This is a genomic window from Streptomyces sp. NPDC107521, assembly GCF_055598485.1.
Window position 1 is genome coordinate 203,184 of record NZ_JBVKAT010000009.1, and the last position, 23,691, is coordinate 226,874.

Genomic DNA, 23,691 nt, shown 5'->3' on the forward strand with positions numbered 1-23,691 from the left:
CGAGGAGTCATCGTGAGTACGCCCGACCGGTTCGCCGCCTCCCGTCAGTTGCTGGACCGCGCCCGGCGGGTGATCCCGGGCGGCGTCTGGGGTCACAACAAGTTCCCCGCGGTCCTCGACCCGCAGCGGTACCCCTGGTTCGCCGAGCGCGGCGAGGGCGCCCGGCTGCGGGACGTCGACGGCACCTGGTACCTGGACTTCATGTGCGGTTACGGCACCATGGTCAACGGCTACGCACGGGCGGAGGTCGACGCGGCCGTCATCGAGCAGGTCCGGCTCGGCGAGTGCCTGAGCCAGGCCACCGCCCGCTCGGTCGAGCTGGCCGAGCTCCTGGTCGACACCGTGGCCGGCGCGGCCTGGGCCGCCTGGGGCAAGAGCGGCTCGGACGCGACCTGGATCGCCCTGCTCACCGCGCGGGCCCACACCGGACGCACCCTGGTGGCCTGCGTGGACGGCGCCTACCACGGCTCGCACGGCTGGTGCGCGTGGTGCAATCCGGGCCCCGGGCGGCAGCCGTCCGACTCCCACGACGTCGTCACACTGCGGTGGAACGACCTCGACGACCTGGACCGGGTCTTCGCCGAACAGGGCGAGCGGCTGGCCGCCGTGGTCATCACCCCGTTCCACCATCCGATCCCCGGCGCGGCCGTGCTGCCGGACCCGGCCTGGCTGCGCGCGCTGCGGGCGCACTGCGACCGGGCCGGAACCCTGCTGATCTCGGACGACGTCCGGGCCGGCTTCCGCCTCGACCTGCGCGGCTCGCACACGCACTTCGGCTACCGGCCCGATCTGGTCTGCTTCTCCAAGGCGCTCGCCAACGGCTGGCCGATCGCCGCCGTCACCGGCTCGGAGGCGCTGCGCGAGGCGGCCGGCACCGTCTTCGCGGCCGGCACCTTCTGGAACTCCGGCTCGGCGATGGCCGGGGCGATCGCCAACCTGCGGCTGATGCGGCGGGAGGACTCCATCGGCCGGATGCGGTCCGGTGGCGAGAAGCTGCGCGCCGGACTCCACGCGCTCGGCGAACTGCACGGCGTGCCGCTGCGGGTGACCGGGCCGGCGGCCATGCCGCACCTCACGGTGGACGGCGACGAGGAGCACCGGTGGATGCGCGCCTTCGCCGTCCGGCTCGTGGCGGAGGGCTGCTTCGTCCACCCCACGCACAACTGGTTCGTCTCGGCCGCCCACGACGACGGGATCATCGAGGAGTTCCTGGACCGCGCGGGGCGCGCCATGGTGCGTACGCAGGAGGAGCTGGTCGGGCGGTGACCTCGATCACGATCTCGGGCGAACTGGACCACGGGCGGCTGCGGGAGTGGCTGCGCGACCCGGCCGGTGTCCCCGGCGCGGGCGGCACCGTCGCGGTGACCGGCGTGCGCGGGCGGGGCCCGGCCGGGACCGCGGTCCTGTTCGAAGGCACCGGACCCGACCTGGCGCTGACCGTCCCCGACCCCCCGCCCTGCGACCCGACCTGGTGGACGGCCGCCACCGTGCGCCGACGGCTGCGCCGGGTCCCGGACGCGGCGGCCTGCGCCTCCCCCGGACTGGAGTCGGTCCTGCGCTCCGGCGACTGGCGGCACCCGGATGCCACCGGCGAGCGGCCGGGGGCGGACGGCGTCCTGCTGTTCAAACCGGGCATGGCGGTCACCGCGGCGGCCCTGCGCGAGCTGGCCGACCGGCTCGCGGAGTGCGGCTACCGCGCCGAGTGGGCCCGGATGCTGCCGGGCCGGGAGATCACCGATCTCGGCGCCGCGGCGGCGCACTACCGTCCGCACACCGAGCTGGCGCGGCGCGGAGTGCTCACCGCGGAGGAGCGGATCGCCCTGCTGCGGGTCTACGACCGGCCCGGTTTCCGCGCCCGGTTCGGCGCGCGCCCGCAGGACCTCGACGTGGTGCCCGCCTACCGGCTGCTGGCCGAGGAGCGGGTCACCGCCGGGGAGTTGGAGAAGTGGAGCACCGCCTCGGCGGAACTGCGCGGGCTGGACAGCGGCGCGGTGGACGGCCCCAACGAGATAGGCGACTGCCTGTTCGTCAACGTCTTCCGGGACGCGGCGTCGTCCGGGGGCGAGGCGGTCATCGTGGTGAATCCGCACATGCCCGGTGTGCTGGCCCGGTTGGAGCAGCCGGGGAACAGCGCGGTGGCGGTCCTGGTGTCCGCGGCGGGCGGGCGGCCGCTGCCGTGGAAGCGCATGCGGCGGGAGTTCTGCGGCACCACCGATCCGGCCCGGGCGCTGCCGGGCAGCCTGCGCGGCGACGCCCTGGCCGGACTCTTCCCGCTGCGCGGCACGACGGGGGAGCCGGTGCGCCGCACCAACAACGGGGTCCATCTGAGCAACGGCGTCGTCGAGGCGATGCACGACACCCTGACCTGGTTCGGCATCGCCCCGGAACGCACCGCCCCGGGGCGCCGGCTGGCGCGGGCGGGCACCGATCCGGCCGCGGTGCTGACCCGTCCGTTCCTCGAGGTGTCCGGCCGGCGGCGCGCGGTGGCCACCCTCACCGACGGGCTCGACGCGGAGGACGCGGCCCGGGCGCTGGCGACCGGGCGGCGGTGCGAGGCCGACGACTTCCCCGGCGCCGCGGAGAGCACCCGGCGCGTCGACCTGGCCTGGGACCTGGCCCAGTCGCTCGGGCACGCGCCGGGCGCCCTCGCGGTGCTGGTCACCGGGTCGGTGGGGCGGGGCCGTGCCTGTCCCGGCTCCGACCTCAACCTGCTGGTGGTGCACGACTCCGGGCCGCGGGCCGACGCCCCGGGCCGGCCGCTCTCGGAGTGCCGGGTGGTGGACGGCGTGCGGGTGCTCGTCGAGTACGTCCCGCTCGACGAGGCCATGTCCCTGACCTCCGACTCACACCCGCCGCCGACCGGGGCGCCGACCTTCCCCGCGGTGCTGCGCCGGCTCGGACTGGCCGCCCGGTTCACCGGCCTGCCGCTGCTGGACGACCGGGGCCACGCGCGCCGGCTGGCCGGGCGCGCCGAGCGGCAGTCGGTCCCGTCCGCACTGCTCGCCGGAAGGCTGGACGAGGTGCTGCGCCTGGTGCGCGAGCCGCACGGCGGCCGGCCGGACCGGGCCGCGATCCGCGCGGCCGCCTACGAGCTGGCCGTGACGGCGCTGGCCGCCCGGCCGCCGCGGTTCCACAAACCCAAATGGGTCCCCGCGGACCTGCGCACGATCGGCCGCCCGGACCTGTGGGCCGTGCTGTGCGAGGCGTGGCAGGCGGAGCGGCCGAGCCGGGCCGAGGTGTCGGCGGCGCTGCGGGCGTCGGCCGCGTCCGCCGCGGCCGACCACGGCGCCCTGGCCGACGCACGCGCGCTGCTCGCCGCCGGCCGGACCGCGGACGCCCTGTTCTGCGCCCGCTTCGCCGCCCGCGCCACGCTCCCCCACGGCGGTCCGGCCGGTTCGGCGGACGCCCCTCTCCGCGCCCTCGCCGAGCGCGTCGCGCACCTCGCCGAGCAGGAACGCCGCCGCTCGGCGGCCTGACTCCCGTCCCACGTCCAAGGAGCCCCGATGCCCCCTGCCGACCGGATCCATCTGGTCCACGCGCTCGACGAACGGCTGCGCACCACCAGCATCTGCCTGGCCGTCACCTACGGGGCGCGCGACGACCCCGCCGGCCGCGGCGGGCTCGCCCACATGCTCGAACACCTGCTGCTGTCGGCCCCCGTCGGCGGCGTCGGGCCACTGGTCCAGCACATCGAGAGCCTGGGCGGCACCGCCAACGCCGAGACCGGCCTGGAGCGCATGCTCTTCTACGCCCAGGTCGCCGCCGAGGACGCGGACCAGGTCGCCGAGCTGCTGCTGCGCGCCCTGCTCGAACCGGCCCTCCACACGGACACGCTGGAGACGGAGCGCGCGGCGGTGCTCCAGGAACTCGCCGCCGCCGAGGCCGATCCCGTGGACGTCGTCCAGGACGCGTTCCTCGGCGCGGTCTTCGCCGGCCATCCGCTGGGCCGCCCGGTCGGCGGGACCGTGCCGGAGATCACCGCGCTCGACCTGGACGCGGTGGCCGAGGGCCATCGCGAACGGTTCCTGACCGGCCCGATGGCGCTGGCCGTGGTCGGACCGCGGCTGCCGCGGCCACTGGCGGGCCTGTCGGACGGCCCGCTCGTCGTGCCCGCGCCCCCCGCCCCGGTGCCGCTCGGTCCGGTCCGCGCCGAGGAGCCCGCCTGGCCCGACACGTTCGGCTGGGTGGCCGTCGGCGGCCGCTCGCAGGGCCTGGCCGACCCCGGCCGCCACCGGTACGCCGTGCTGGCCGGTCTGCTCGGCGGCAGCGCCGGCTCGGTGCTGTACCAGGAACTGCGGGTCGCGGCGGGGCTGGCCTACTCGTTCCAGGCCTGGGACCGCGGCTACGCCGAGGCCGGAGCCTGGCGGGTGCTGATCGGCGTGGAGAGCGGGAACGGCCCGAGGGCGGTGGACGTCGTCACCCGCGAGCTGGCCCGGCTGGCGGAGGAGGGCCCGACCGGACGTCATCTGGGGGCGGCGCTGCGGAACGCCCGGATGAGCCTGATCCTGGACACCGAGACCCCGCTGGAGCACGCCCGGCTGCTCGCCTCCCGGGCCCTGCTGCGCCCGACGCCCTGGTCCGTCTCCCGGGAACTGGCGGAGATCGCCGCCGTCTCGGGCGACGACGTGCGCAGGGCCGCCGCCGAGCTGCTGACCGATCCGGTCACCGTGGTCCGCCCGGAGGCCCGGTGAACACCGCCGTCCGCGCCGTCGAGCGCTATCTCGCCGAGGCCGCCGACGCCGGACTGGTCGAGCACGCCGACGGCCGTCGCTACGTCGCCGGGGCCTACGTGGACCCGCTGTCGAACGAGCGCCAGCTCCTGGTCGAGTACTGCGACGAGGAACTCCTGGCCGGTCCGGAGTGGCCGGCGCGGCTCGTCGAGCGGGCCGGCGCCCTGGAGCCGGCGGTGGCCGCGGTGGTGCTGCGGGCCCCCGGCACCGTCCGGCTGCCCGAGCCCTGGGAGCGCACCCTCAGCTACGTGCTCCACCCCGCGGGCCCGGCGGACCCGGCGGACCCGGCGGACCCGGGTGACCGTACGGGCCCCGGCCCCGCCCCCGGCGACCGTACCGACCCCGGCACGGCGGCCGTCGGCCCGGCCGTCCCCGGCCTGGCGATCGGCCCCCTCGCCCCCGGGCCCGAGGAGGCCCTGGTCTCCCGGTGGCTGACCCGGGCCATGGTCGACGGCAGCGCGGACCGCGGTGACGCCGTCGACGCGGACGCCGCCGCCCGGGTCGCCCGGGAGTTCCTCGACGCCCCCGACCGCCGCACCTACGTCGCCCGCCTGGACGGCGCCGCGGTCGGCCACGCCACCCTGCTGTGCGACGTCCGCGACGAGGTGACCCGCCGCCGGGCCGTGGAGCTGGTCGACATCCTGGTCGACCTCTCCGACCCGGTGCGCCGCGGCGCCGTGATCGCCGCGCTCACCCGGGCCGCGCTCGCGCACGCGCACCGGCGGGGACTGCCGCTGCTCGGCCATGTCGTCCATCCCGCGACGCACGTCGCCGCGGGCCACGGCGAGCGGATCGTGGCCTCGCTGCTGACCCGCGGCTGGAACCTCGACCACGTCTTCTGGCGCCGGTCGCTCACCCACGACGAAGGTGCCTGACCATGGACCTCGCCCTGCTGTACGACGTACTGGACGTGCCCGAGGAGAACGGCCCGGGCCACCTGCTCTTCGCGGCCCGCAGACAGCACTACACGCTCCCGTACCTGGTGCTCTCCGTCCTCGCCCGCGAGGGTGCCCCGATGAGCGAGGCCGCCCGGGGCGAGCTGGCCCGCGCGCAGCGGCGCGCCGACCACTACCGGGCGGTGCTCGCGCGGGTGGCCGCCGAGGTGCCCGTCCGGGTCCTGAAGGGACCGCTGCTGGCGGCCGGTTATCCCGAGGGCGTGCTGCGGCCGCAGGGTGACCTGGACCTGGTCACCGCGGACGAGCCGGCCCTGTGGCGGGTGGTGCGGCTCCTGCTGGCCGAGCGCCCCGAGCACGTGGGCGTCTCGGTGCTGGGCGCGCCGGAGCGCCATGTGGTGGTGACGCTGAGCCGCCCGGCCGAGGACCCGCTGCTCGATCCCGAGCTGCGCTACGAAGTCGCCACCGCCGCGCTGGTCGGCGACCACGGGGCCGTTCCCATCCGGGCCGCCGTGCCGAACAACGCGCCGACGGCCAATCTGCTGGCCCTGGCCGAGGAACGCTTCCAGCGCCCCTTCCATCCGCGCGACGCCCTCGACATCCACCAGCTCGGCCGCGGGGCCGTGCCCAGCCTGCCCGGACTGGTGGCCGCCGCGACCGAGTACCATCTGGCCCCCGAGCTGCGCGAGTTGCTGGAGTACGCCGGTGGGCTGGTGCCGCTCGGCGAGCTCGCCCCGTTGGCGGAGGCACTCGCGGCGGCGGAAGCGGCGGAGCGGGGGCGCCGGGCCGCCGTCCCGGCCACCGGGCCGCTCCCCGGGGACACCGCCGCCGCCCTGGCGGACGGACGCCCGCTGTACGGACTGCCGCTGCGCCGCGCCGAGGGGCGCGGCGACTGGACGGGCGCCCGGGTCCACCGGTTCGGGAGCGAGGCGCTGCTGCTCACCCCGGTGGGCGACTACCTGATGGTCACCGGCGGAACGGTGAGCCGCGAGCGGCACGCGGCAGCCCTCGACGAGCTCGGCCGGATCACGGAGGTCCCGGCGTGAGCGCGGTCCGCACCCGCGCGCTGACCCGGCAGTACGGCGGCGGCCGCAAGGGGACGCCGGTCCACGGGCTGCGCGGGGTGGAGCTGGGCGTCGAGAAGGGCGAGGTCCACGGCCTGTTGGGCCCCAACGGCGCCGGGAAGACGACTCTGTGCCGGATCCTGTCCACCATCCTGCTGCCCACCTCGGGCAGCGCCGAGGTGATGGGACTGGACGTGGCGCGCGACGCCGACCGGGTCAAGCGGTCCATCGGCATCGTCTTCGGTGGTGAGCGCGGTCTCTACGGCCGGTTGACGGTACGGGAGAACATCCGGTTCTGGGCGGCGCTGTACGGCCTGCACGGTGCCCTGCTGCGCCGCCGCTCGGACGCGCTGCTGGAGCGGATGGGGCTGGCCGAGCGGGCCGGCGACCGGGTCGACGCGCTGTCCCGGGGCATGAAACAGCGTCTGCACCTGGCCCGCGGGCTGGTTTCCGATCCCCCCGTGCTGATCCTCGACGAACCCACGGTCGGGATGGACCCGGTCGCCGCGCACGACTTCCGCGCCCTGATCGGCGAGCTGCGCCGGGACCGGCGCACCGTCCTGCTCACCACGCACGACATGGCCGAGGCGGCGGCGGTGTGCGACCGGGTCTCGCTCGTCGACCGCGGCCGGATCATCGCGACCAAGGCACCCGCGGAGGTCGGCGAACTCGTCTCGCGCCACGAGCGGGTGGAGGCGCGCGGGGTGGCGGGCGAGGTCGCGGCCGCCGTCGGCCGGCTGCCGGGTGTCGTCGCCACCCGGCCGCTGGACCGGGAGCGGGTGCGGATCGAGACCGAGGACGCCGACGCCACCCGCGCGGTGCTGCGGCTGCTGGTCGACGCCGGGATCACCGACCTCGCCACCAGCAGGCCCACCCTGGAGGAGGTCTATCTGCACCTGATGGGCGACCGCGGCATGGCGGTGCGCCCATGAGGCTCTTCCTCACCGCCGTGCGCTGGCAACTGCTGCTGGCCCGGACCTCGCCCGACACGCTCCAGGTCTGCCTGACGGCGCCGCTGCTGACGGTCGTCCTCCTGGCGGTCAGCGAGAGTTCGGGACGCACGGACCTGTCGGCCTACGCGGTCGTCGCCCCCACCCTGATGTCGCTGTGGCTGCTCTCGCTCTACACCGCCGGTGAGCTGATCGCCGAGGAGCGGGCGCAGGGCACGCTGGAGGGCATGGTGGCCGCTCCGGCGTCGTTCGGGGTGGTGATGCTCGGGCGGCTGTGCGCGGTCACCGTGGTCGGGCTGGTCGCCTTCGCCGAGTCGTGGCTCACCGCCGGGGTGGTCTTCGGCCGCTGGCTGGCCCTGCCCCATCCGGTGGCCACCCTGGCCTGCCTGCTGGCCACCGGCGCGGCCACGGCCGCCACCGCCTCCATCCTGTCGCCGCTGTTCGTCCTGATGCCCTCGGCGCGGATCGTGCAGAACACCCTGAGCTACCCGTTCTACCTGCTCAGCGGTGTGCTGGTGCCGGTCTCCCAGTTCCCCGGCTGGCTGCGGCCGGTGGCGCGGGCCGTCTTCCTGTCCTGGTCCTCGGACCTGCTGCGGGACAGCCTGGCCCCGGCGCCGTTGCCGTCCGTCCTGCCGCGGCTCGCCGCGATCCTGCTCCTCGGCGCGGCCGGCGGGGTCCTCGGCCTGGTGCTGCTGCGCCGGGTCCTCACCACGGTGCGCCGGCTCGGCACCCTCTCCCAGGTCTGAGGTCACATGTTCGTCCAGAATCTGCGGATCGTCGGCCACAGCGCGGCCAACGCCTACGCCGACCTGCGGGCCGTCTACACCTGGAGGACGTGGACGGTCGGCTGGCTGGGCCGGATGCTCGCCCAGGTGACGTTCTTCACCCTGCTGGGCCGTCTGGTCGGCGGCGCGGCGGGCACCACCCATCTGGTGGTCGGCAACGCGCTGATGACCTGTGTGATCGAGTCCCTGTCCGTGGTGGCCTCCACGAGCTGGGAGCGGGCCGCGGGCACGCTGGGGCTGCTCGCCGCCTCACGCGCGCCGCTCACCTGGGTCTTCGTCGGCCGCAGCCTGCAATGGCCGGTCAGCGGCAGCGGAACCTCGCTGGTGGCGCTCTTCGTGCTGGGCCCGGCCTTCGGCCTGCGGTGGCAGCCGGGGCAGATCCTGCCCGCCGTGCTCCTGGTCCTGCTGACCGCGCTCAGCAGCTACTTCGTCGGCCTGTTCCTGGCCGCCCTGGTCCTCAACACCAGCCGGGTGCGCAACGTCGTGTCCAACGTCGCGTACCTGGTGATGATGGCCGTCTGCGGGGTCCAGGTGCCGGTCGGCTACTGGCCGGGCTGGGTGCGGTGGTTCGCCGACGCCCTGCCGCTCACCCATCTGCTGGCCGCGCTGCGCGCGCTGCTCGGCGGGCGGGGCCCGGCCATCGTGGCCGCCCACGCCGGCGTCGGCCTGGCCGTCGGCCTGCTCTGGCTGGCCGCGGCGCACTGGGCCTTCACCGCGCTGATGGCCCGGGGCCGACGGGCGGGGACGATCGAGTTCACGGCCTGAGTCCCGCCCGTCGACCACCGCGGAGGGCCGGGCGGGGCGGGGGCCACGGCCGGGAGCGGGTCCCGGCTCGCGGGAGGGCGGGTCCCGGCTCGGGGGGAACGCCTTCGAGTGCGGCGTCGATCGCCTCGGACACGGACCCGCCGCGACCCGCGCGACACGACGAGCCCCCGTCCGCCCGGGGCGACCGTCCTCGTCGCGGCCATGACGGGTGACCCCGACCGGTCGTTCGGGGGTTCGCCGGTTCCTCCAACGCCGTTCCCACCGGCGCCCGTCACGCCCGCTCCCGGGCCGCCTCCGCGCAGATCCGGGCGGCGGCCCCGGCCAGGGCGCGGGCCGCCGCCTCGCCGTCCGCACCCGCCTCATGGCGGCCCGCCAACCACGCCGCCGAGTTGTACGTCAGCCGGACCGTGCCCCGCCCGTCCTCCCAGACGAGGATCTTGGAGGGCAGATCGATGCCCGCGGTACGCCGATCGGTCATCAGCGCGGTGCCCACCGTCGGGTTCCCGAAGAGGACCAGGACCGTCGGCGGCAGCCGCAGGTCCGCGCGGACCGCGTTCTCCGCGTGGTCGACGCAGGCGAAGACGTGGTACCCGGCCGACGTCACCGCGGCGCGCACCCGCTCCACCACCGACTCGACCGGTCCCTCGGAGACCATCGTGACCAGGCCGGATTCCTTGTTCACCCGGACACCTTAGGCGCGCAGGGCCGGTCAACCGGCACATGACACCCAGGGCGCGTCGACGTCACCGACCGGGTGACCCGGTGGTCCCGGCAATACCGGCCGCCGTGTGGTTCCGCGTGGTGCGCGGGAGGCGCGGGCCGGGCACGCCGGCCCGTCGGCACTCCCGCTCGTACCCGACCCGGTCCAGCGGGTTCCCGTCGCCGAAGCCATGGGTGCGTGTGGTGCCGCGCTCGGTGAACCCGCACTCGGCGTGGAAGCGCCGGGACCGCGGGGTGTCGCGCGGTGTCCCCAGGCGCGCCCGGGTGAGGCCGTCGACGCGCAGGGGGCGCAGGGTCCCGGTCATCAGCGCGGCGGAGACGCCGCCGCCCCAGCCGCGCGGGTGAGCGTGGAAGGCGAGGATCCCGGCGAGACCCGGCCGGGTCGAGGACGGGCCGGAGACGGACATCGCCGGCGGACGGCCGTCGTGTTCGGCGATCAGGACCGTCCCCGCCCCCGGTGCGCGTCCCCCCTGTCACCGTGTGCGTCTGCCGCGGACCGCGTGGACGGCGGTCTCGGGTGCGAAGAAGGGGGCGTGGACCGGCTTCCCGGGCCGCGCCAGGGATCTCGCCGGAGATGTCGCCGTCGTCCTGGCCGGCGCGTCGCGTGATGAACATCCCCTCGGCGTTGTGGACCCGCGCGCGGTGGAACGTCCGCCCCGGGCCGGTCCCGCGTGGGTGCGGCACCGGGCCGTTCGACGTGCCCGCCGAGGGGACGCCACCGTTCAGGGGCACGGCCGTCACATGGTGTCCGGGTGGGAGGCCGCGCCGCCGCGGGCTGCCGGGGCGCCGGGCGGGCCCGGGGCTGCGGGGCGGGGCTGCGGCGGCCGGGCAAAGGCGGCGGCCGGGGCGAGGGCGGCCGGGCTGAGGCCGGTGCGCGGAGGCCGGTGTGCGGAGCCGCTCGTCGATCACGGGGATCGGGGGCTTCGACGCCGGCGCCGCGGTCATGGGCCGGCGTCCGCAAAAGGGGCGGGGCGGCCCCCCGCAGCCGACTGGCTGGGGTGGCCGCCCTGGTCAGTCGGGGCGTCAGCCCTTCTTGACGACCTTGTCGAGGCGCGGACGCATACCGACGGCGTGGTTGCGGTTCATGTGAATTCCCCTTTCCGGGAAGGTATTTCGTTCCGTCCGGGGCGATCTCCCCGAACACCCCGAACGCTAGACCGCCGCCGATGGACGGACGTTCTACGCGAGCGGTCCGCGGCCGTGGAGCGATCGTCGAGCGCTCGCAGATCGGGGCGGGCGGAGTGACTGGCAGAGTCGCCCGCGTATCTCCCGTGTCCGGGACGGAAGGCCCCTCATGACGCACCGGTCCACGTCCGCCCGCCGCTCGAGGAGCGTGTCGGCGGCGTCCTCCCCCCGCGACGCGGCGGCCCCCGGCGCCGGAGCGGGGCCCCGGGCGGCGTCGTCGCCGGGGTGCTCCCCGTCGCGGCGGGGCACCGCCGTCGCCGCGGGCGCCGGGAGCACCGTCCGGAGCGGGAACCGCACCGGGAACCGGGAGCACCCGCCGAAGGCGTCGTGCTGACGGGGCCCACGCGCGCGGAGGCCCCGGGCGGTCGTACGCGCCCGCCGTCCCCGGGAAGCGCGCCGGCGTCCCCGGGAAACGGGGCCGTCCTAACGGGGACGGCCGCCGATCCGTTCGAGCAGGTCGGTGACGTCCCGCCGCTCCGGCAGTCCCATGCCGTCGAAGATGTTCAGGGCCTGCTCCAGGTACACCTGGGCGCCCTCCCCGTCGGACCGGTCGGCCAGGACACGGCCGCAGACCAGCAGGGCCTGCCCCTCGGCCCGTTCGTCGGCCCTCCGCCGTGCCAGCGCCACCGCCTCGCGGCCCATCGACTCGGCCGCGGGGAACCGCCCCAGCAGGCGCAGGGCGTCGGCCAGCCGGTAGCGGACGTGCACCTCCCGGCCGTCGTCCCCCGCCCGGTGGCAGACCTCCAGGGCCTCGGCAAGCTGCTCCCCCGCCTCCTCGTGGCGGCCCGCCCCGGCGAGAGCGACCCCGCGCACGTACAGCGCGTACGCGAAGGCGTCGTCGTCCAGCCCGCCGTCGGCCTCCAGCACCTCCTCGGCGGCGGCGAGCGCCCGGGCGGTGTCGCCCAGCCGGACGTGCGCCAGCGCGCGGTTGAGGCTGATGGCGATCTCTCCCGGGCGGTGGCCCGACCGCCTGGCGAGGCGCAGCGCCTCCTCGTAGTGGGCGACGGCCCCGACGAAGTCGCCGAGGGTGACCGCGATCAGCCCGAGGTCGTTGAGGGCCTGCCGCAGGACCGGCACGTCGTCCTCCTCGCGGCAGGCCCGCACCGCCAGCCGGGCGTGGTCCCGGGCGGCCGGCAGCCGACCGGCCCGCAGCGCGAAGGAGCAGCTCAGCCACTGGGCCCGGCCGAACGACCGCCGATCGCCGCGGCGCTCGGCGGCCTCGGCGACCCGGAGCGCGGCGGGAGCGAGCTGCTCGTGGCGCAGGTCCCCCACGCACGGGCCGAGCGCCACCAGCAGATCGGTCGCGGCGGGCAGCAGCCGGCGGTACGGTTCCTCGTCGGCGTGATCGGCACACGTCTGGACCGCCAGCACGGCCGCCTCGAAGTGCTCGGCGGCCCAGGTGCGGGCCGCCTGCGGGTCGGTGAACTCCACACCGGCCGCGCCGGACGGCGTCAGCGATCCGGCCATCGCGTCGCCGGGCACCAGCCGGGCGAAGGCGTTGCGGGCGGTGGCGAGCAGATGGTCCAGCAGGCTCTCCCAGGCCCGGTCGGCCTCCGCCGGGTCGTGGGCGCGGGCCCGCGCCCGTCCGAACACGCGCAACAGGTCGTGGATGCGGTACCGGCCGGGCGCCGGCGACTCCATCATGGACACGCTGACCAGCGCCTCCAGCAGGTCCTCGGCGTCGTGTGCGTCGGTCCGGAGCACGGCGGCGGCGGCCTGCGGGCCCAGGTCCGCGGCCGTGGCCACCGCGATCAGCCGGAAGGCCCGGGCCTGGACCGCGGGCAGGTGCCGGTAGCTGAGGTCGAAGGCCGCCTCGACGGCCAGGTCTCCCGCCTTCAGCTCGCTCACCCGCCGGGCCTCGTCGTGCAGCCGGGCCGTCAGCGCCGCGATGGGCCAGCCCGGCCGGGCCGCCAGGCGGGCGGACACGATCCGGGTGGCCAGGGGAAGCTGTCCGCAGGCGTCGACGAGCGCCTCGACCTCGGGGCGTTCGGCATCGAGCCGGCCGGGGCCGATGATGCTGCCGACCAGGGTGGCCGCGTCCTCGGGCAGCAGTCGGCCCAGGCCGAGCTGCACCGCGCCCTCCAGGCTGGGCAGTTGGGCGCGGCTGGTCACGAGGACGGCGCACCCGGGCGCGCCGGGCACGAGGGGGCGCACTTGCGCGGCGTCGGCCGCGTTGTCCAGCACGATGAGCACCCGGCGGCCGTCGAGGACGGTGCGCAGCAGCCGGGCACGCGCGTCGACGGTGTCGGGGAGCAGGTGCGGGGGGTGGCCGAGCCCGTCGAGGAAGGCGCCCAGCACGATGGCGGGGTCCTCGGGGTCCGGGTCCATGCCGCGCAGGTCGGCGTAGAGCTGACCGTCGGGGTAGTGTCCGCGCACCAGGTGTGCCACGTGCAGCGCGAGCGAGGTCTTGCCGATGCCGCCCATGCCGGAGACGGCGGCGAGCGGCAGGCTCCTGCGGTCCCTTGCCGTCAGTAACGCGCATAACGTGTCCACTTCTCCGCTGCGACCGACGAAATCGGGTACGGACCGCAGGAGTTGGGCGGGTACGGAGCGGCGCTTGGGCCCGGCGGCCGGCTCGACCGGGCCCCGCTCCGCGGCGGGCAGGGGCCCGGCCGGCCATGTGCCGGGCACGGACGCGTCCGGTACGGGAGCGGACGCGGAGCCGGATTCGGGGTCGGCGCCCTCGTCCGCGGGCGTCGTCGCAGGGGTGCCGGCGGCGAAGTCCGTGGCGGAGCCGACGCCGGGAGCGGAGACCGGAACCGGCGCCGAACCGCCGCCGGGCGCGGGAACGTACGCCTCGGACCCGCCGTCCGCCTCCTCCAGGATCCGGTGGTGCACGGCGGTCAGCTCCCGGCCCGGCTCCATCCCCTGTTCCTCGATCAGGGTGCGGCGGACCCGCTGGAACAGCGCGAGTGCCTCGCTGCGGCGCCCGGTGGCGTGCAGGGCGCGCATCAGCAGCCCGTGCAGCCGCTCGCGCCCCGGGTGCTCTCCCGTGAGCGCGATCAGCTCGGGGACCACCCCGTGGTGGCGGCCCCGCGCCAGCTCCAGGTCGTACTTCTCCTCCAGCAGGACCGTGCGCAGTTCGCCCCAGCGCTCGCGCTGCAGGTCGGCGAACGGCCCCGGCACCCGGGCCAGCGGCTCGCCCCGCCACAGGCCGAGGGCGGTCGCCACGAGGTCGGCGGCCTCGTGGTGCCGGCCGGCCGCGCGGGCGGCGGTGGCCCGTTCGGCCAGCTCCGCGGCCCGGAGGGCGTCGACGGAGCGGCCGGGGAGGTCGAACTGGTAGCCGTCGCCCGCCGACACCAGGATCCGCGGCGCGGCCGGGTCCGGCTCCAGCAGCCTCCGCAGCCGCCAGGCGTAGGTCCGCAGGTTGGCGATGGCCCCGTCCGGCGGGTCGTCGCCCCAGACCCCGGTGACGAGATCCCACATGGGCACGCCCAGCCCCGGCCGGAGCAGCAACTGCGCCAGCACCGCCTGCTGTTGGGGCGAGCCGGGCTTGATCTCGGCCGCCTCCCCCGCACCGCCGCCACGGATCCGCAGCGGCCCGAGTACAGCGAACGCCAGTGTCCCCGATTCCCCGCGGTGCGCGATGTGCCGCACGGACATTCCCCCTCATGGCCTCGGTCGTCGGGGGGGAAGATGACGGCGGGCGGGAACGGGTTCCCGGGGGAGGTGCGACTCCACGGCCGGGTGTCGAATCCCCGGCGGGGGCCGCATCGCGCCTCTCCCCCGGGCCGGGTACGAGCGGATCCGGGCCCGTCGCGGAGGGGCCGGTCAGCGGGACGCGGCGGTCGGGGGACGCGGTGGACGGGGCACGAGGGGCGCGGTGGACCGGGTCCCGGGTGGAGGCCGCGGGACGGGCCCGCGCACGGCGTGGCACGCGCCCCGGGCCGCGTCGGCCCGCGCGGGGGATCCGGCGGTTCCGACGCCGGGTTCGAGGGAAACGAGGACCGCCGTCCGGCGCTCAGCACCGGCACGGTCGCCTCGTGGCGAACGGCCGGCCCGTCCGGGCCGCTCGTGCGCGGGCGGCCGGGGCGGGCCCCCTCCGCGCCGCTCCGGTCACCGGCGCCGTCGCGCGCGGCCGGCACGGCGGAAGTCCGGGGGAAGGGCGGGAGTCCGGGCCGCAAGGCCGTCCCCGTCCGCCGCACCGGCGAGGACGACGGCCTCCCCCGGCGGGCTTCCCCGGCGGCGGGGACCGACGGCCCGCCGGACGGGTACCGGAGGGCCGACGAGGCGGTCCGGGGCGCCCCGGAGCGACGCCCCGGGCCGCTTCCCGTCGGCGGCGTCGTCCGCCCCGGTCAGGCGCCACCGGCCGGAGCCGTCACGCCGTCCGCCGCTGCTGCGCCGGCGCGCTCGTGCCGGCGCAGCAGCGGCAGCACCCGGGTGTAGAAGATCCGCATCTCCTCCCGCGTCGGCCAGCCGGAGAAGATGAACTCGCTGATCCCGGCCGCCTTGTACTCATGGAGATAGGCCGCGACCTCCTCGTAGCTCCCGACCACGCAGAGGGCCGGTCCGCCGCGGTACGCCACGGCGCCGGAGTACAGCATGGGAGAGAGCCAGTCGGACTCCGCGGACTCGGCGAGCCGGAAGGAGGTGTTCACCGCCACGGAATCGGAGGAGGCGACAGCGGCCGCGATCATCTTCCGGTGCTCTTCGTCGGGTTCGCCCATCAGGTCGGCGAGGGCCGCCAGCGCCTCGACGCGGCTCTCCCTCGCCAGCACGTGCATCCGGGTCCCCACCCGGCGGCCCTGCGTCAGGACGGACTTCGCCGCCGCGGCCATTCCCTCGGGGGTGTCGCCGTAGCGCAGCCAGCAGTCCCCGTGCAGCACGGCGGTCTGCTGCGCCACCTCGGACGCCCCGCTGATGTAGATCTCGGGGCGGCCCCCGCCCTGGTACCCCAGGCCGATCCGCGCGTCCTCGATGCGGTAGTGCTCGCCCTTGTACGACAGCGGGCTCTCGCCGCGCCAGAATCCGTGGAGGATGTCCAGGAACTCGTTGGAGCGCGCGTAGCGTTCGTCGTGCGCGAGGAAGTCGCCGTAGTACGCCTGTTCGGCCGGGGAGGTGCCGGCGACCAGGTTGAGCGAGATCCGCCCGTCCGACATCCACGAGACCGTGTTGATCACCTGGGCGAAAAGCGTCGGTGAGATCAGTCCGGGACGGTAGGCGAGGAGGAACTTGACGCGTTCGGTCTCGCGGACGAGGGCGCCGAGCACCGGGAGCGGATCGGGCATGTGGGAGCCGATCCCCATGAGGAGCGAGTCGACCCCCAGTTCGTCGGCCTCCTGGGCGAACTCGACGATGGCGTCGAAGTCGAGCCGTCCGGTCCCGTACTTTCCCGTCGCCTTCTGCTGTCCGCTGAGCGGGGAGTTCCAGTGCACTCTCAGTTCGTCCGCGTCCGACCGCGGGTGGCTCGACAAGCTGCTGGCGACCACGTTCTCACCTTCCGTTGCTCGACATCTGATGGTCCTGCTCCGCCAGGACCCGTGCGGTGCCGCCGAGTTCGACTCGCAGGTCCGGGCCCGCCGTGGCGGTGACGGTGGCGTGGCCGCCGAGGGCGTCGCCCATGTCGACGGCGATCCGGTGGATGCCCCGGCCGGCGAGGGACGCGGCGAGACAGGCGGTGCCGTTGGCGTTGGCCATGTCCTCCGGAACGCCGATCGACGGGGCGAACATCCGTGCCGCGAGCCTGCCCTCGGGCGTGGGCTCCGAGTGGACGTACGCGCCGAGCAGGCCGAACCGGTCGCAGGCCGCCCGGAGGCGGTCGAGGTCCGGGCGCAGCGCGGTGAGCGCGGCCCGTGTGCGGACCGGCACCAGCACGCGTTCGCGCCCCAGGCCGGCGATCCGTACGTCCGGCCCGGTCTCGTCCGGCGCGAGACCGAGGGCCGGAAGGACGAGGGCGCGTTCCGCCGGGGTGGGTTCGCGCAGGCCGACCGGTCCGGCGTCGAAGTCGGCGGTGATCAGCTCGCCGTCCCGTTCGGCCCGTCCGGCGAAGACGCGTCCCCCGGCCCGCAGGGTTGCCCGGTAGGGGCCGGTGCCGCCGTGCCGGGCCATGAGCAGGGCGAGGGCGGCGACCGTGCCGTGGCCGCAGGCGGGCAGTTCCCCCTCCGCGGTGAAGAACCGCAGGTCGGTCGTGTCGCCGGCGCGGCGTACGAAGACGGCGTGCGAGGTGCCCCGTGCGGCGGCGGCCCGTCGCCCCGCGTCCGCGTCCGGCGGCGGTCCGGCCGTGCCGTCCTCCAGCACGACGGCCGTGGGACTGCCGCCCGCGCCGCCCCTCAGGCAGGCGCGGACGACCGTCGCGTCCGGCAGGCTCACGGGGCCGTCACTCCGCGTCCTCCGGAGTGGCGTACCCGGTGGCCGCCGCGCCGTCCCCGGCGCCCTCCTGGAGCTGGAAGAGGGAGCCGAAGGGGCGCTCCGCGAGCGGGAGGCGCCAGGTCCCGCCCTCCACGCGTGCCGTGTCCGAGACGGAGCCGCGCAGCAGCTTGACCCCGGCCTCGTTGTGGCCGGCGTGCGCGCCGAAGTGGATCGGGTAGGCGTCGGCCGCCCGGTAGGCCGGCAGGAAGGCGCGGCGGAACCGGTCGGAGCGGTTCGGGGAGGAGTAGTGCAGGAGCAGCGGGTGGATGAAGACCACGCTGCCCGCGGGCGCCTCGATGGCCACGGCGTGCGCGGGGTCGGGGGCGTCCGCGCCCACCACCTTGCCGCGGAAGAAGCCGTCGACGTAGTGGTCGGCGAGGCCGCGCAGATGGGAGCCGGGGACGGCCTGGAGGGCGGAGTTCTCGGTGGTGGTGTCGTCCAGGTAGAGGAGGGCGGTCACCAGGTCGGTGTTGGTGTGGGGGTAGTAGGCGAAGTCCTGGTGCCAGTCCACGACGCTTCCCACCTGCGGGGCCTTGAGGTGGAGCTTGCTGTAGTGGAACAGGATGTCGGGGCCGATGAGTGCCTCGACGTGGTCGAGCAGCCCGGGGTGGGCGGCGGCCCGCTCGAAGGCGGTGTGCTGCTTGGTGGGCGCCCAGATCCGGCGGGCCATGCTGTTGTCGCCCGGCTCCACCTCGGCGACGGAGCCGATGTCCGGGACGGCCAGGACCTCGGTGATGGCGGTGTTCAGCTCGGCGACCTCGTCCTGGTCGAAGAGCCGCTCGGCGACCGCGAAGCCGTTCTCGCGGTACTCCTTGACGAGCGCGGCTGTGTCGGGGGCGGACATTCGCGGTTTCCTCTCTGCTGGGCGTCGGGGGTGCGCCGGGGGTGCGGTCGGTGCGGGTCCGGCGGGCGGGGAACGCCCGCCGGACCCGCCGCGGCCTCGGGGCGGGGACGCGGGCCGTCCCCGTTGAGCTCCCGACCGGTCCCCCCGGGCCGCGGGATCCCCGGGTGCCGGTCCGGTCTTCGGTACGTCCGGGGCGTGCGGGTCACACGGCGGCGACGGCCTCCGCGTGCTTGGCGACGGTGTCCTGGTAGATCTCGCGGAAGAACATCGCGAGGATCTCCTGGACGTCGTCGATGTACTTGAACACCTGCTGGAAGTCCTCCTCGGTGAAGATCAGCTGGCGGAGGATGTCCCACATCTCCTGGGAGTGGTCCTCGGTGGTGTCGACGTGGAGGTGGGCGGCCTGGCCCTTGACGTTCTCCTTGCCGAGCCGCTTCTGGAGGTTGTCGACGATGGCCGGCTGGAGCTTCACCTGGGTGTACTCGACGAGGTAGTTGGAGACGACCGGGGCGAGCGCCGACTCGTGCTCCAGGGCGAAGTAGAAGAAGCCCTCGAAGAGGCGGGTGGAGAGGTAGGGCTCGGTGGCGAGGATCTCCTCCTCGGTGACGCCGGCGGCCTCGGCGTCGCTGATGTACAGCTTGTCGTGCAGCATCTCCTCGGCCTGGTACTGCGCGTAGTCGCGGGCGGCCCGGGGCGAGACCTGGGCGATCTTGTAGATGGCCTTGGACTGGCTGACCCGGGAGAGGCGGATCCGCCACACGTGCTCGATGAGGGTGCGGCGGTAGTACGCCTGGTGCAGCTCGGGCTCGCTCAGGTGGGAGGCGAAGGGGACGGTGGCCTTCCACTCCGCCATCTTCTTGTCCATGTAGCGGTCGAGTTCCGCCTTCTTCAGACGGCTCTGCTCCTCGTTGAAGAGCGGCTTCGGGTGGTTGATCCCGCTGTTCTGCACGCGGTTCATCGCGTTCTCCTTAACAAGAGGGTTCGCCGGGAGACGTTCACGGAAGGGTCAGGTCGTGGTGGCGCCCGGCACGGTGGCGGCGGCGCCCGGGGCGGTCGTCGGCCCGGGCCGGCCCGGGGTGGGGGCCGGGGCCGCCGGGGTCAGCGGTAGCGGACGTGGAAGTGTTCCTCGGCGTGCCGGTCGAGGAAGGCGGTCTCGGCCACGAGGTCGTCGGCCGCCACGTCCCACAGGGCGTCCATGAGGCAGATCCCCCGGTCGGACGCGTCGAGTTCGGTTCCCTCCGCCACGTGCAGGCGCAGGATCCGGGGCGGCCGGGCGGGCGGATCGAAGCGGATCTCGTCGATGGTCCGCCCCTTCTCCCCGTACTTGCTGAGGAACACGGTCGCCCGGGTGGGCGCGCCGGTGCGCAGCGCCTCCACCTGGGAGGCGCGGGTGAGCCGGTCGCAGAAGGCGTCCAGTTCGCCGTCGGGCAGCACCAGGGACTCGGTCCACAGGTCGAGCAGGGAGTACCCGGTGACGGTGCGGGTGCTGGGGTTGATGAGGCTGCCGCCCATCCGGGGGTTGATCTCGATGATCTCCCAGCGCTTCCTCGACTCCCAGTACTTGACCTCGATGTGGAAGGTTCCGGCGGTCAGCCCGCGTTCCTCCAGCGCGGTCAGGCAGCGGGTGACGTGGTCGGCCGCCTCCAGGACGAGTTCACGGCCGATGCTCGCGGGCGGGCTGACCGACATCCCCTCCAGGGTGGTCCGCTCCAGGCGTTCCACCCGGGCCTTCTCGTGGACGCACAGGTGGTGGACCCGGCCGTCGACGACGACGGTCTCGAAGCTGAACTCCGGTCCCTCGACGTACTCCTCGACGAGGAAGTCGTACCGGTCCATGAAGATCGCCTTCATGCGCCGGTCGGCGAGCATCTGCTCCTGGAGCGCGGGCAGGTCGGCCAGGTCGGCGACGTCCTCCAGGACGAAGGTCGCGAAGGACGAGGCGCCGCGCACCGGCTTGACGAACCAGCGTGCGGACGGGTCGAGTTCGGGCGTCGTGCCGGGGACGACCGGGCTGACCCGCACCTCGCTCAGTCCCTCGGCGAAGAGGTGGCGGCGCAGCTCGTACTTGTCGAGGCAGAGGCGGAGCGCGGCCTCGCCGGAGTCGCGTGCGCCGAGCCGCTCGTTGAACTCGGCCATCAGGAGCCGGTAGCCCTCGAAGGAGGCGAGCACGGCCTCGACCCGGTAGCCCCGGTCGGTGAACTCGCGGACGGCCTTCTCGACGTCGCCGGAGCGCAGTTCGGTCTCCTCGGTGACCACGCAGTCCGCCAGGTGGCGGCGGGTCCCGTCGAGGACCTCAGGGGCGCCCGGCCGGGAGCTGAGTCCGACGAGGGACAGGCCGAGACCGGCGGTGGCCGCGGCGATCTCCTCGGTGTACGACTTGCCTAGGTGCAGGAGGAGCAGGATCGCTCTCTTCATCTGTGCATCTCCTCGAAGGTCCGGGACCGCCCTCAGCGCAGGCGGGCCGCGGCCGCCCGCCGGTCCGCGGTCTCGAACTGGTGGGCACGCAGGGCGTCCACGAGCCGGGCGGCGCCGTCGTCGCGGAGCGGGTCGACGACGGGCAGTCCGGTGTCGGCCTCCAGCTTCTCGGCCTCGCGGCGGTAGTCCTCGTCGCTGAAGCCGAAGCTGTTGACGCTGACGGCGGCGACCTTGGCGGGCCGTTCGAAGACGGTGAGCTCCTCGTTCATGCGGATCAGCTCGGGGATGGGGATGATGGGCGTGTCCCAGACCTTGGTGCGCTCGGCGCCGAGGCGGTGGCAGAAGACCAGGGCGTGCGGCAGGGAGCCGTGGAGGATGGCGAGGGCGACACTGCTGAACCCGATGTGGTTCAGGGACCCCTGGCCCTCGACGACGACCCACTCGTTGCCCGCCGCCGCCCCCAGGACGGCCTGCTCCACGGCGCCGGCCATGAAGTCGCCGGGCACGCCGTCGACCGCGACGCCGTGGCCCGAGATCAGCATGCCGCTCTGGCCGGTGGCGGCGAAGCCGGTGGGGATGCCGCGGCGTCCGGCCTCCTTCCAGATCTCCAGGGCGGCGGTCTTCTTGCCGATGTTGGAGTCACTGCCGCAGGTGTGGACGACCCAGGTGTCCAGGTCCAGGACGCGGGCCCGGTTGAGCGGCACGGGCGGGGAGTCCTTGGTCTCCCAGACGGTGACGCCCCGCTCGCGGACGGCACGGGCGATGTCCGGGTCGTCGGCGAGGCGGAAGTGGATCGAGTTGATCACGTGGAGGCCGTTCCGGACGGCCGCGAGGAGGTGCGGCTTCCAGCCGGAGGGCAGTTCGGCGGAGTGCAGTCCCTTGCCGACGATCAGGACCTCGGGGTGCAGGTCGAGGGCCTGCTCGACACGGCCGACGATGGGGATCGGGCCGCCGTAGCCGAGGACGTCCTGGACGGTCTGGCCGGCCTTGCGGCTGTCGATCACGGCGACGCAGCGGTCCCCGTTGTAGCGGATCAGGGAGGCCGCGATCTTGCTCGTGAAGAGCCCCAGGCAGCCCTCGGCGAACAACACGAATCTCTTCTCGACCAGCTCCGCATGGCTCAACTGACCCACGTCTTCCTCCACGGACTCGATGGTTCGACTGCTGGTGGTACGAGATGTCCGGCCGCTCTACGGGACGGGCTCGGTGGTCAGGCGGTACTCCGCACGCGCCCGGCGCACGGCCGCCTCGATCTGCTCCTGGGTGCCGCCCCGGAAGAGGAACCGGCCGCCCTGGAGCGTGGCGTACGAGCCGGGACGCGAGACCAGCACCTCACCCGGCCTCGGCACCAGTTCCCGGTACACATGGGGCACTCGGCCGAGGAGCGGGGTGGCGGCGGTGACCGTCCGGGGCAGTGGCCGGGGGCCCGGGACGATCAGCCATCCGCCGCTCAGCGCCCGGTCGGGGACCGGCAGGTCCACCGGCCGGCCGAGCAGGACGTCGGTCCACAGCCGGAACAGGTTCACCCCGTGCACGTCGTGGATGACGTACGAGACGTCGGCGCCCGGCACCCGGGCTCCGACCTCCAGGAACACCAACTCGTCGCCGGTGTCGAAGAGTTCGAGGTGGAAGGCGGAGCTCCGCAGGCCGAGCGCGGACAGGCAGCGCACGGCGAAGTCCTCGCAGCGTTCGCGCACCGCGGGATCGGTCTGGAAGACGGAGCCGAGCGGTTCGCCCAGGCGCTCGAAGTCCAGGCAGGTGGAGAGATAGCGCGAGGTGCACAGGAACAGCGGTTTGCCCTCGGCGTCCAGCACACCGTCGACGTGCAGGATGTCGCCCCGGACGTACTCCTCGATCTCCAGCTCGCTCAGGGGCCGTTCGGCGCACAGCGCCCGCAGCTCCGCCGCCGAGGCGACCTCGCGCACGCCCTGGCTGGACGCCCCCCGCACCGGCTTGACGATCACGGGGTAGCCGAACTCCTCGGCGGCCGCGAGGACCTGCTCCTCGGTGCGGCAGGACGCCCAGCGCGGCACCCGCAGGCCGGCCCGGGACAGCGTCTCCTTCATGACCGTCTTGTCGCGGAACCGGGAGGTCTCCTCGGGACCGGGGCCCGGGACGCCGTGGCGCTCGCGCAGGGTCGCCGCGAGGTCGAGGAGCATTTCGGAGAAGCCGATGACATGGTCGAACGGGCCCTCGTCGCGGACGATGGCGTCCACGCGCTCCAGCACGCCGTCCAGATCACCGAAGTCCGCCACGACATGGACCCGTTCGGCGTCGGCGGGCACCCCGCTGCGGCCGCCCTCGTCGCACACGTACGTGACCCGGTCGGTCCGCGGGTCGAAGACGACCTCGGGGGCGGCGAGGCGGTTCTCCCAGCGTCGCTCGTCCTCGTAGAGGGGCCAGCGGGTCAGGAACAGGATTGCGCCGGACATGAATGTCGTCCTCACGGTTCACGGGCTTTATGGTCGTGCCCGGCCGGGCCGGCCGGTTGACGGCATCGCCGGGCCTTTCGAAACCGGATGGCGAACCAGGACTTGAATTCCGGGAAAGGCTCCGACGCGCTTTTACCGCTGCCACAGCCTCGCACGGGACCCGTCTGGCCAGAATAGGACCTAGGTCCCGGCGCAACGGAGGGCGGACGCACGGACCGGCCCGGAACGGGAAGTCCCGGTGGCGCCGAATGGCCGCGGTTCATCGCGGACGGTGCGGTCGCCGCCCCTCACCGACAGGCCCCTTCGATTACCCCGTACCGTCCGGCCGCGAAGCCCGTGGGCGCCGTGTCCGGCGCGGGACCGGTCCATGCCGGCCCGCCGCGAATGGCTGTCCGAGTGCACCGGCCTGGCCGCCGGGACGGGGTGCGGAGGGGGCGTCGGGACGGAAACGCCATGGGCAGATGGGCCTATTGCGAACCGGCCACCCGCGGCACAGAATTCCTGTCGCCCCCTGCCGCCGGAGGAGGGCTTACGCCGCGCGCCGGGAGGCACTTCCCCTG

General features: G+C 74.9%; 18 protein-coding genes. 8 read left to right on the top strand and 10 right to left on the bottom strand.

Annotated features, from left to right (window positions below; all coding sequences use genetic code 11):
* Positions 1-12 precede the first annotated feature (12 nt).
* Genes ACZ7LB_RS16450 through ACZ7LB_RS16485 form a run of 8 tightly spaced genes read left to right on the top strand, consistent with a single transcriptional unit; the run spans position 13 to position 9,187 of the window.
* A complete protein-coding gene (locus ACZ7LB_RS16450; RefSeq protein ID WP_471468777.1) occupies positions 13-1,266 on the top strand; it encodes an aminotransferase class III-fold pyridoxal phosphate-dependent enzyme in 1,254 nt (417 codons plus the stop codon).
* The gene (locus ACZ7LB_RS16455) at positions 1,263-3,476 is read left to right on the top strand and encodes a hypothetical protein (protein ID WP_471468778.1); all 2,214 of its coding nucleotides are present in this window, start codon (positions 1,263-1,265) and stop codon (positions 3,474-3,476) included. The genes ACZ7LB_RS16450 and ACZ7LB_RS16455 overlap by 4 nt, the downstream gene beginning before the upstream one ends.
* Positions 3,477-3,503: 27 nt before the next feature.
* A complete protein-coding gene (locus ACZ7LB_RS16460; protein WP_471468780.1) occupies positions 3,504-4,691 on the top strand; it encodes a M16 family metallopeptidase in 1,188 nt (395 codons plus the stop codon).
* The gene (locus ACZ7LB_RS16465; protein ID WP_471468781.1) at positions 4,688-5,605 is read left to right on the top strand and encodes a hypothetical protein; all 918 of its coding nucleotides are present in this window, start codon (positions 4,688-4,690) and stop codon (positions 5,603-5,605) included. The genes ACZ7LB_RS16460 and ACZ7LB_RS16465 overlap by 4 nt, the downstream gene beginning before the upstream one ends.
* A 2-nt stretch (positions 5,606-5,607) precedes the next feature.
* Positions 5,608-6,669 carry a nucleotidyltransferase family protein gene (locus tag ACZ7LB_RS16470; RefSeq protein WP_471468782.1) on the top strand — a complete coding sequence of 354 codons (1,062 nt, stop codon included), beginning with the start codon at positions 5,608-5,610 and terminating at the stop codon, positions 6,667-6,669.
* Positions 6,666-7,619, top strand: coding sequence for an ABC transporter ATP-binding protein (locus ACZ7LB_RS16475; protein ID WP_471468784.1), 954 nt, complete (start codon positions 6,666-6,668; stop codon positions 7,617-7,619). Before ACZ7LB_RS16470 ends, ACZ7LB_RS16475 begins: the two co-directional genes overlap by 4 nt.
* Positions 7,616-8,383, top strand: a complete 768-nt coding sequence (locus ACZ7LB_RS16480; RefSeq protein WP_471468786.1) for an ABC transporter permease — start codon at positions 7,616-7,618, stop codon at positions 8,381-8,383. The genes ACZ7LB_RS16475 and ACZ7LB_RS16480 overlap by 4 nt, the downstream gene beginning before the upstream one ends.
* A 6-nt stretch (positions 8,384-8,389) precedes the next feature.
* Complete coding sequence (locus ACZ7LB_RS16485; RefSeq protein ID WP_471468787.1) at positions 8,390-9,187, top strand: ABC transporter permease; 798 nt, start codon at positions 8,390-8,392, stop codon at positions 9,185-9,187.
* A 271-nt stretch (positions 9,188-9,458) separates the two neighbouring features.
* Here ACZ7LB_RS16485 and ACZ7LB_RS16490 read toward each other — a convergent pair whose 3' ends face one another.
* The 10 genes from ACZ7LB_RS16490 to ACZ7LB_RS16535 form a co-directional block, all read right to left on the bottom strand.
* Complete coding sequence (locus ACZ7LB_RS16490) at positions 9,459-9,869, bottom strand: DUF302 domain-containing protein (protein ID WP_471468789.1); 411 nt, start codon at positions 9,867-9,869, stop codon at positions 9,459-9,461.
* A 61-nt stretch (positions 9,870-9,930) separates the two neighbouring features.
* Positions 9,931-10,314 (bottom strand): GNAT family N-acetyltransferase, encoded by a 384-nt coding sequence (locus ACZ7LB_RS16495; protein WP_471468790.1) that lies wholly within the window; start codon positions 10,312-10,314, stop codon positions 9,931-9,933.
* A 1,201-nt stretch (positions 10,315-11,515) separates the two neighbouring features.
* The gene (locus ACZ7LB_RS16500; RefSeq protein WP_471468792.1) at positions 11,516-14,695 is read right to left on the bottom strand and encodes an AfsR/SARP family transcriptional regulator; all 3,180 of its coding nucleotides are present in this window, start codon (positions 14,693-14,695) and stop codon (positions 11,516-11,518) included.
* Positions 14,696-15,387: 692 nt separating this feature from the next.
* On the bottom strand, positions 15,388-16,521 hold the full coding sequence (locus ACZ7LB_RS16505; protein ID WP_471468794.1) for an LLM class flavin-dependent oxidoreductase: 1,134 nt from the start codon (positions 16,519-16,521) through the stop codon (positions 15,388-15,390).
* A 4-nt stretch (positions 16,522-16,525) separates the two neighbouring features.
* Positions 16,526-17,401: a PhzF family phenazine biosynthesis protein gene (locus ACZ7LB_RS16510; protein ID WP_471468795.1), complete on the bottom strand. Its 876-nt coding sequence runs from the start codon at positions 17,399-17,401 to the stop codon at positions 16,526-16,528.
* Positions 17,402-17,408: 7 nt separating this feature from the next.
* Complete coding sequence (locus ACZ7LB_RS16515) at positions 17,409-18,284, bottom strand: phytanoyl-CoA dioxygenase family protein (RefSeq protein WP_471468797.1); 876 nt, start codon at positions 18,282-18,284, stop codon at positions 17,409-17,411.
* A 202-nt stretch (positions 18,285-18,486) separates the two neighbouring features.
* Positions 18,487-19,242, bottom strand: a complete 756-nt coding sequence (locus tag ACZ7LB_RS16520; protein WP_161225433.1) for an iron-containing redox enzyme family protein — start codon at positions 19,240-19,242, stop codon at positions 18,487-18,489.
* A 140-nt stretch (positions 19,243-19,382) separates the two neighbouring features.
* Positions 19,383-20,699 carry an ATP-grasp domain-containing protein gene (locus ACZ7LB_RS16525; protein ID WP_471468799.1) on the bottom strand — a complete coding sequence of 439 codons (1,317 nt, stop codon included), beginning with the start codon at positions 20,697-20,699 and terminating at the stop codon, positions 19,383-19,385.
* 32 nt (positions 20,700-20,731) lie between these two features.
* Positions 20,732-21,844 (bottom strand): DUF1611 domain-containing protein, encoded by a 1,113-nt coding sequence (locus ACZ7LB_RS16530; protein WP_471468800.1) that lies wholly within the window; start codon positions 21,842-21,844, stop codon positions 20,732-20,734.
* Positions 21,845-21,889: 45 nt separating this feature from the next.
* A complete protein-coding gene (locus ACZ7LB_RS16535) occupies positions 21,890-23,131 on the bottom strand; it encodes an ATP-grasp domain-containing protein (protein ID WP_471468801.1) in 1,242 nt (413 codons plus the stop codon).
* Between the last annotated feature and the right edge of the window lie 560 nt (positions 23,132-23,691).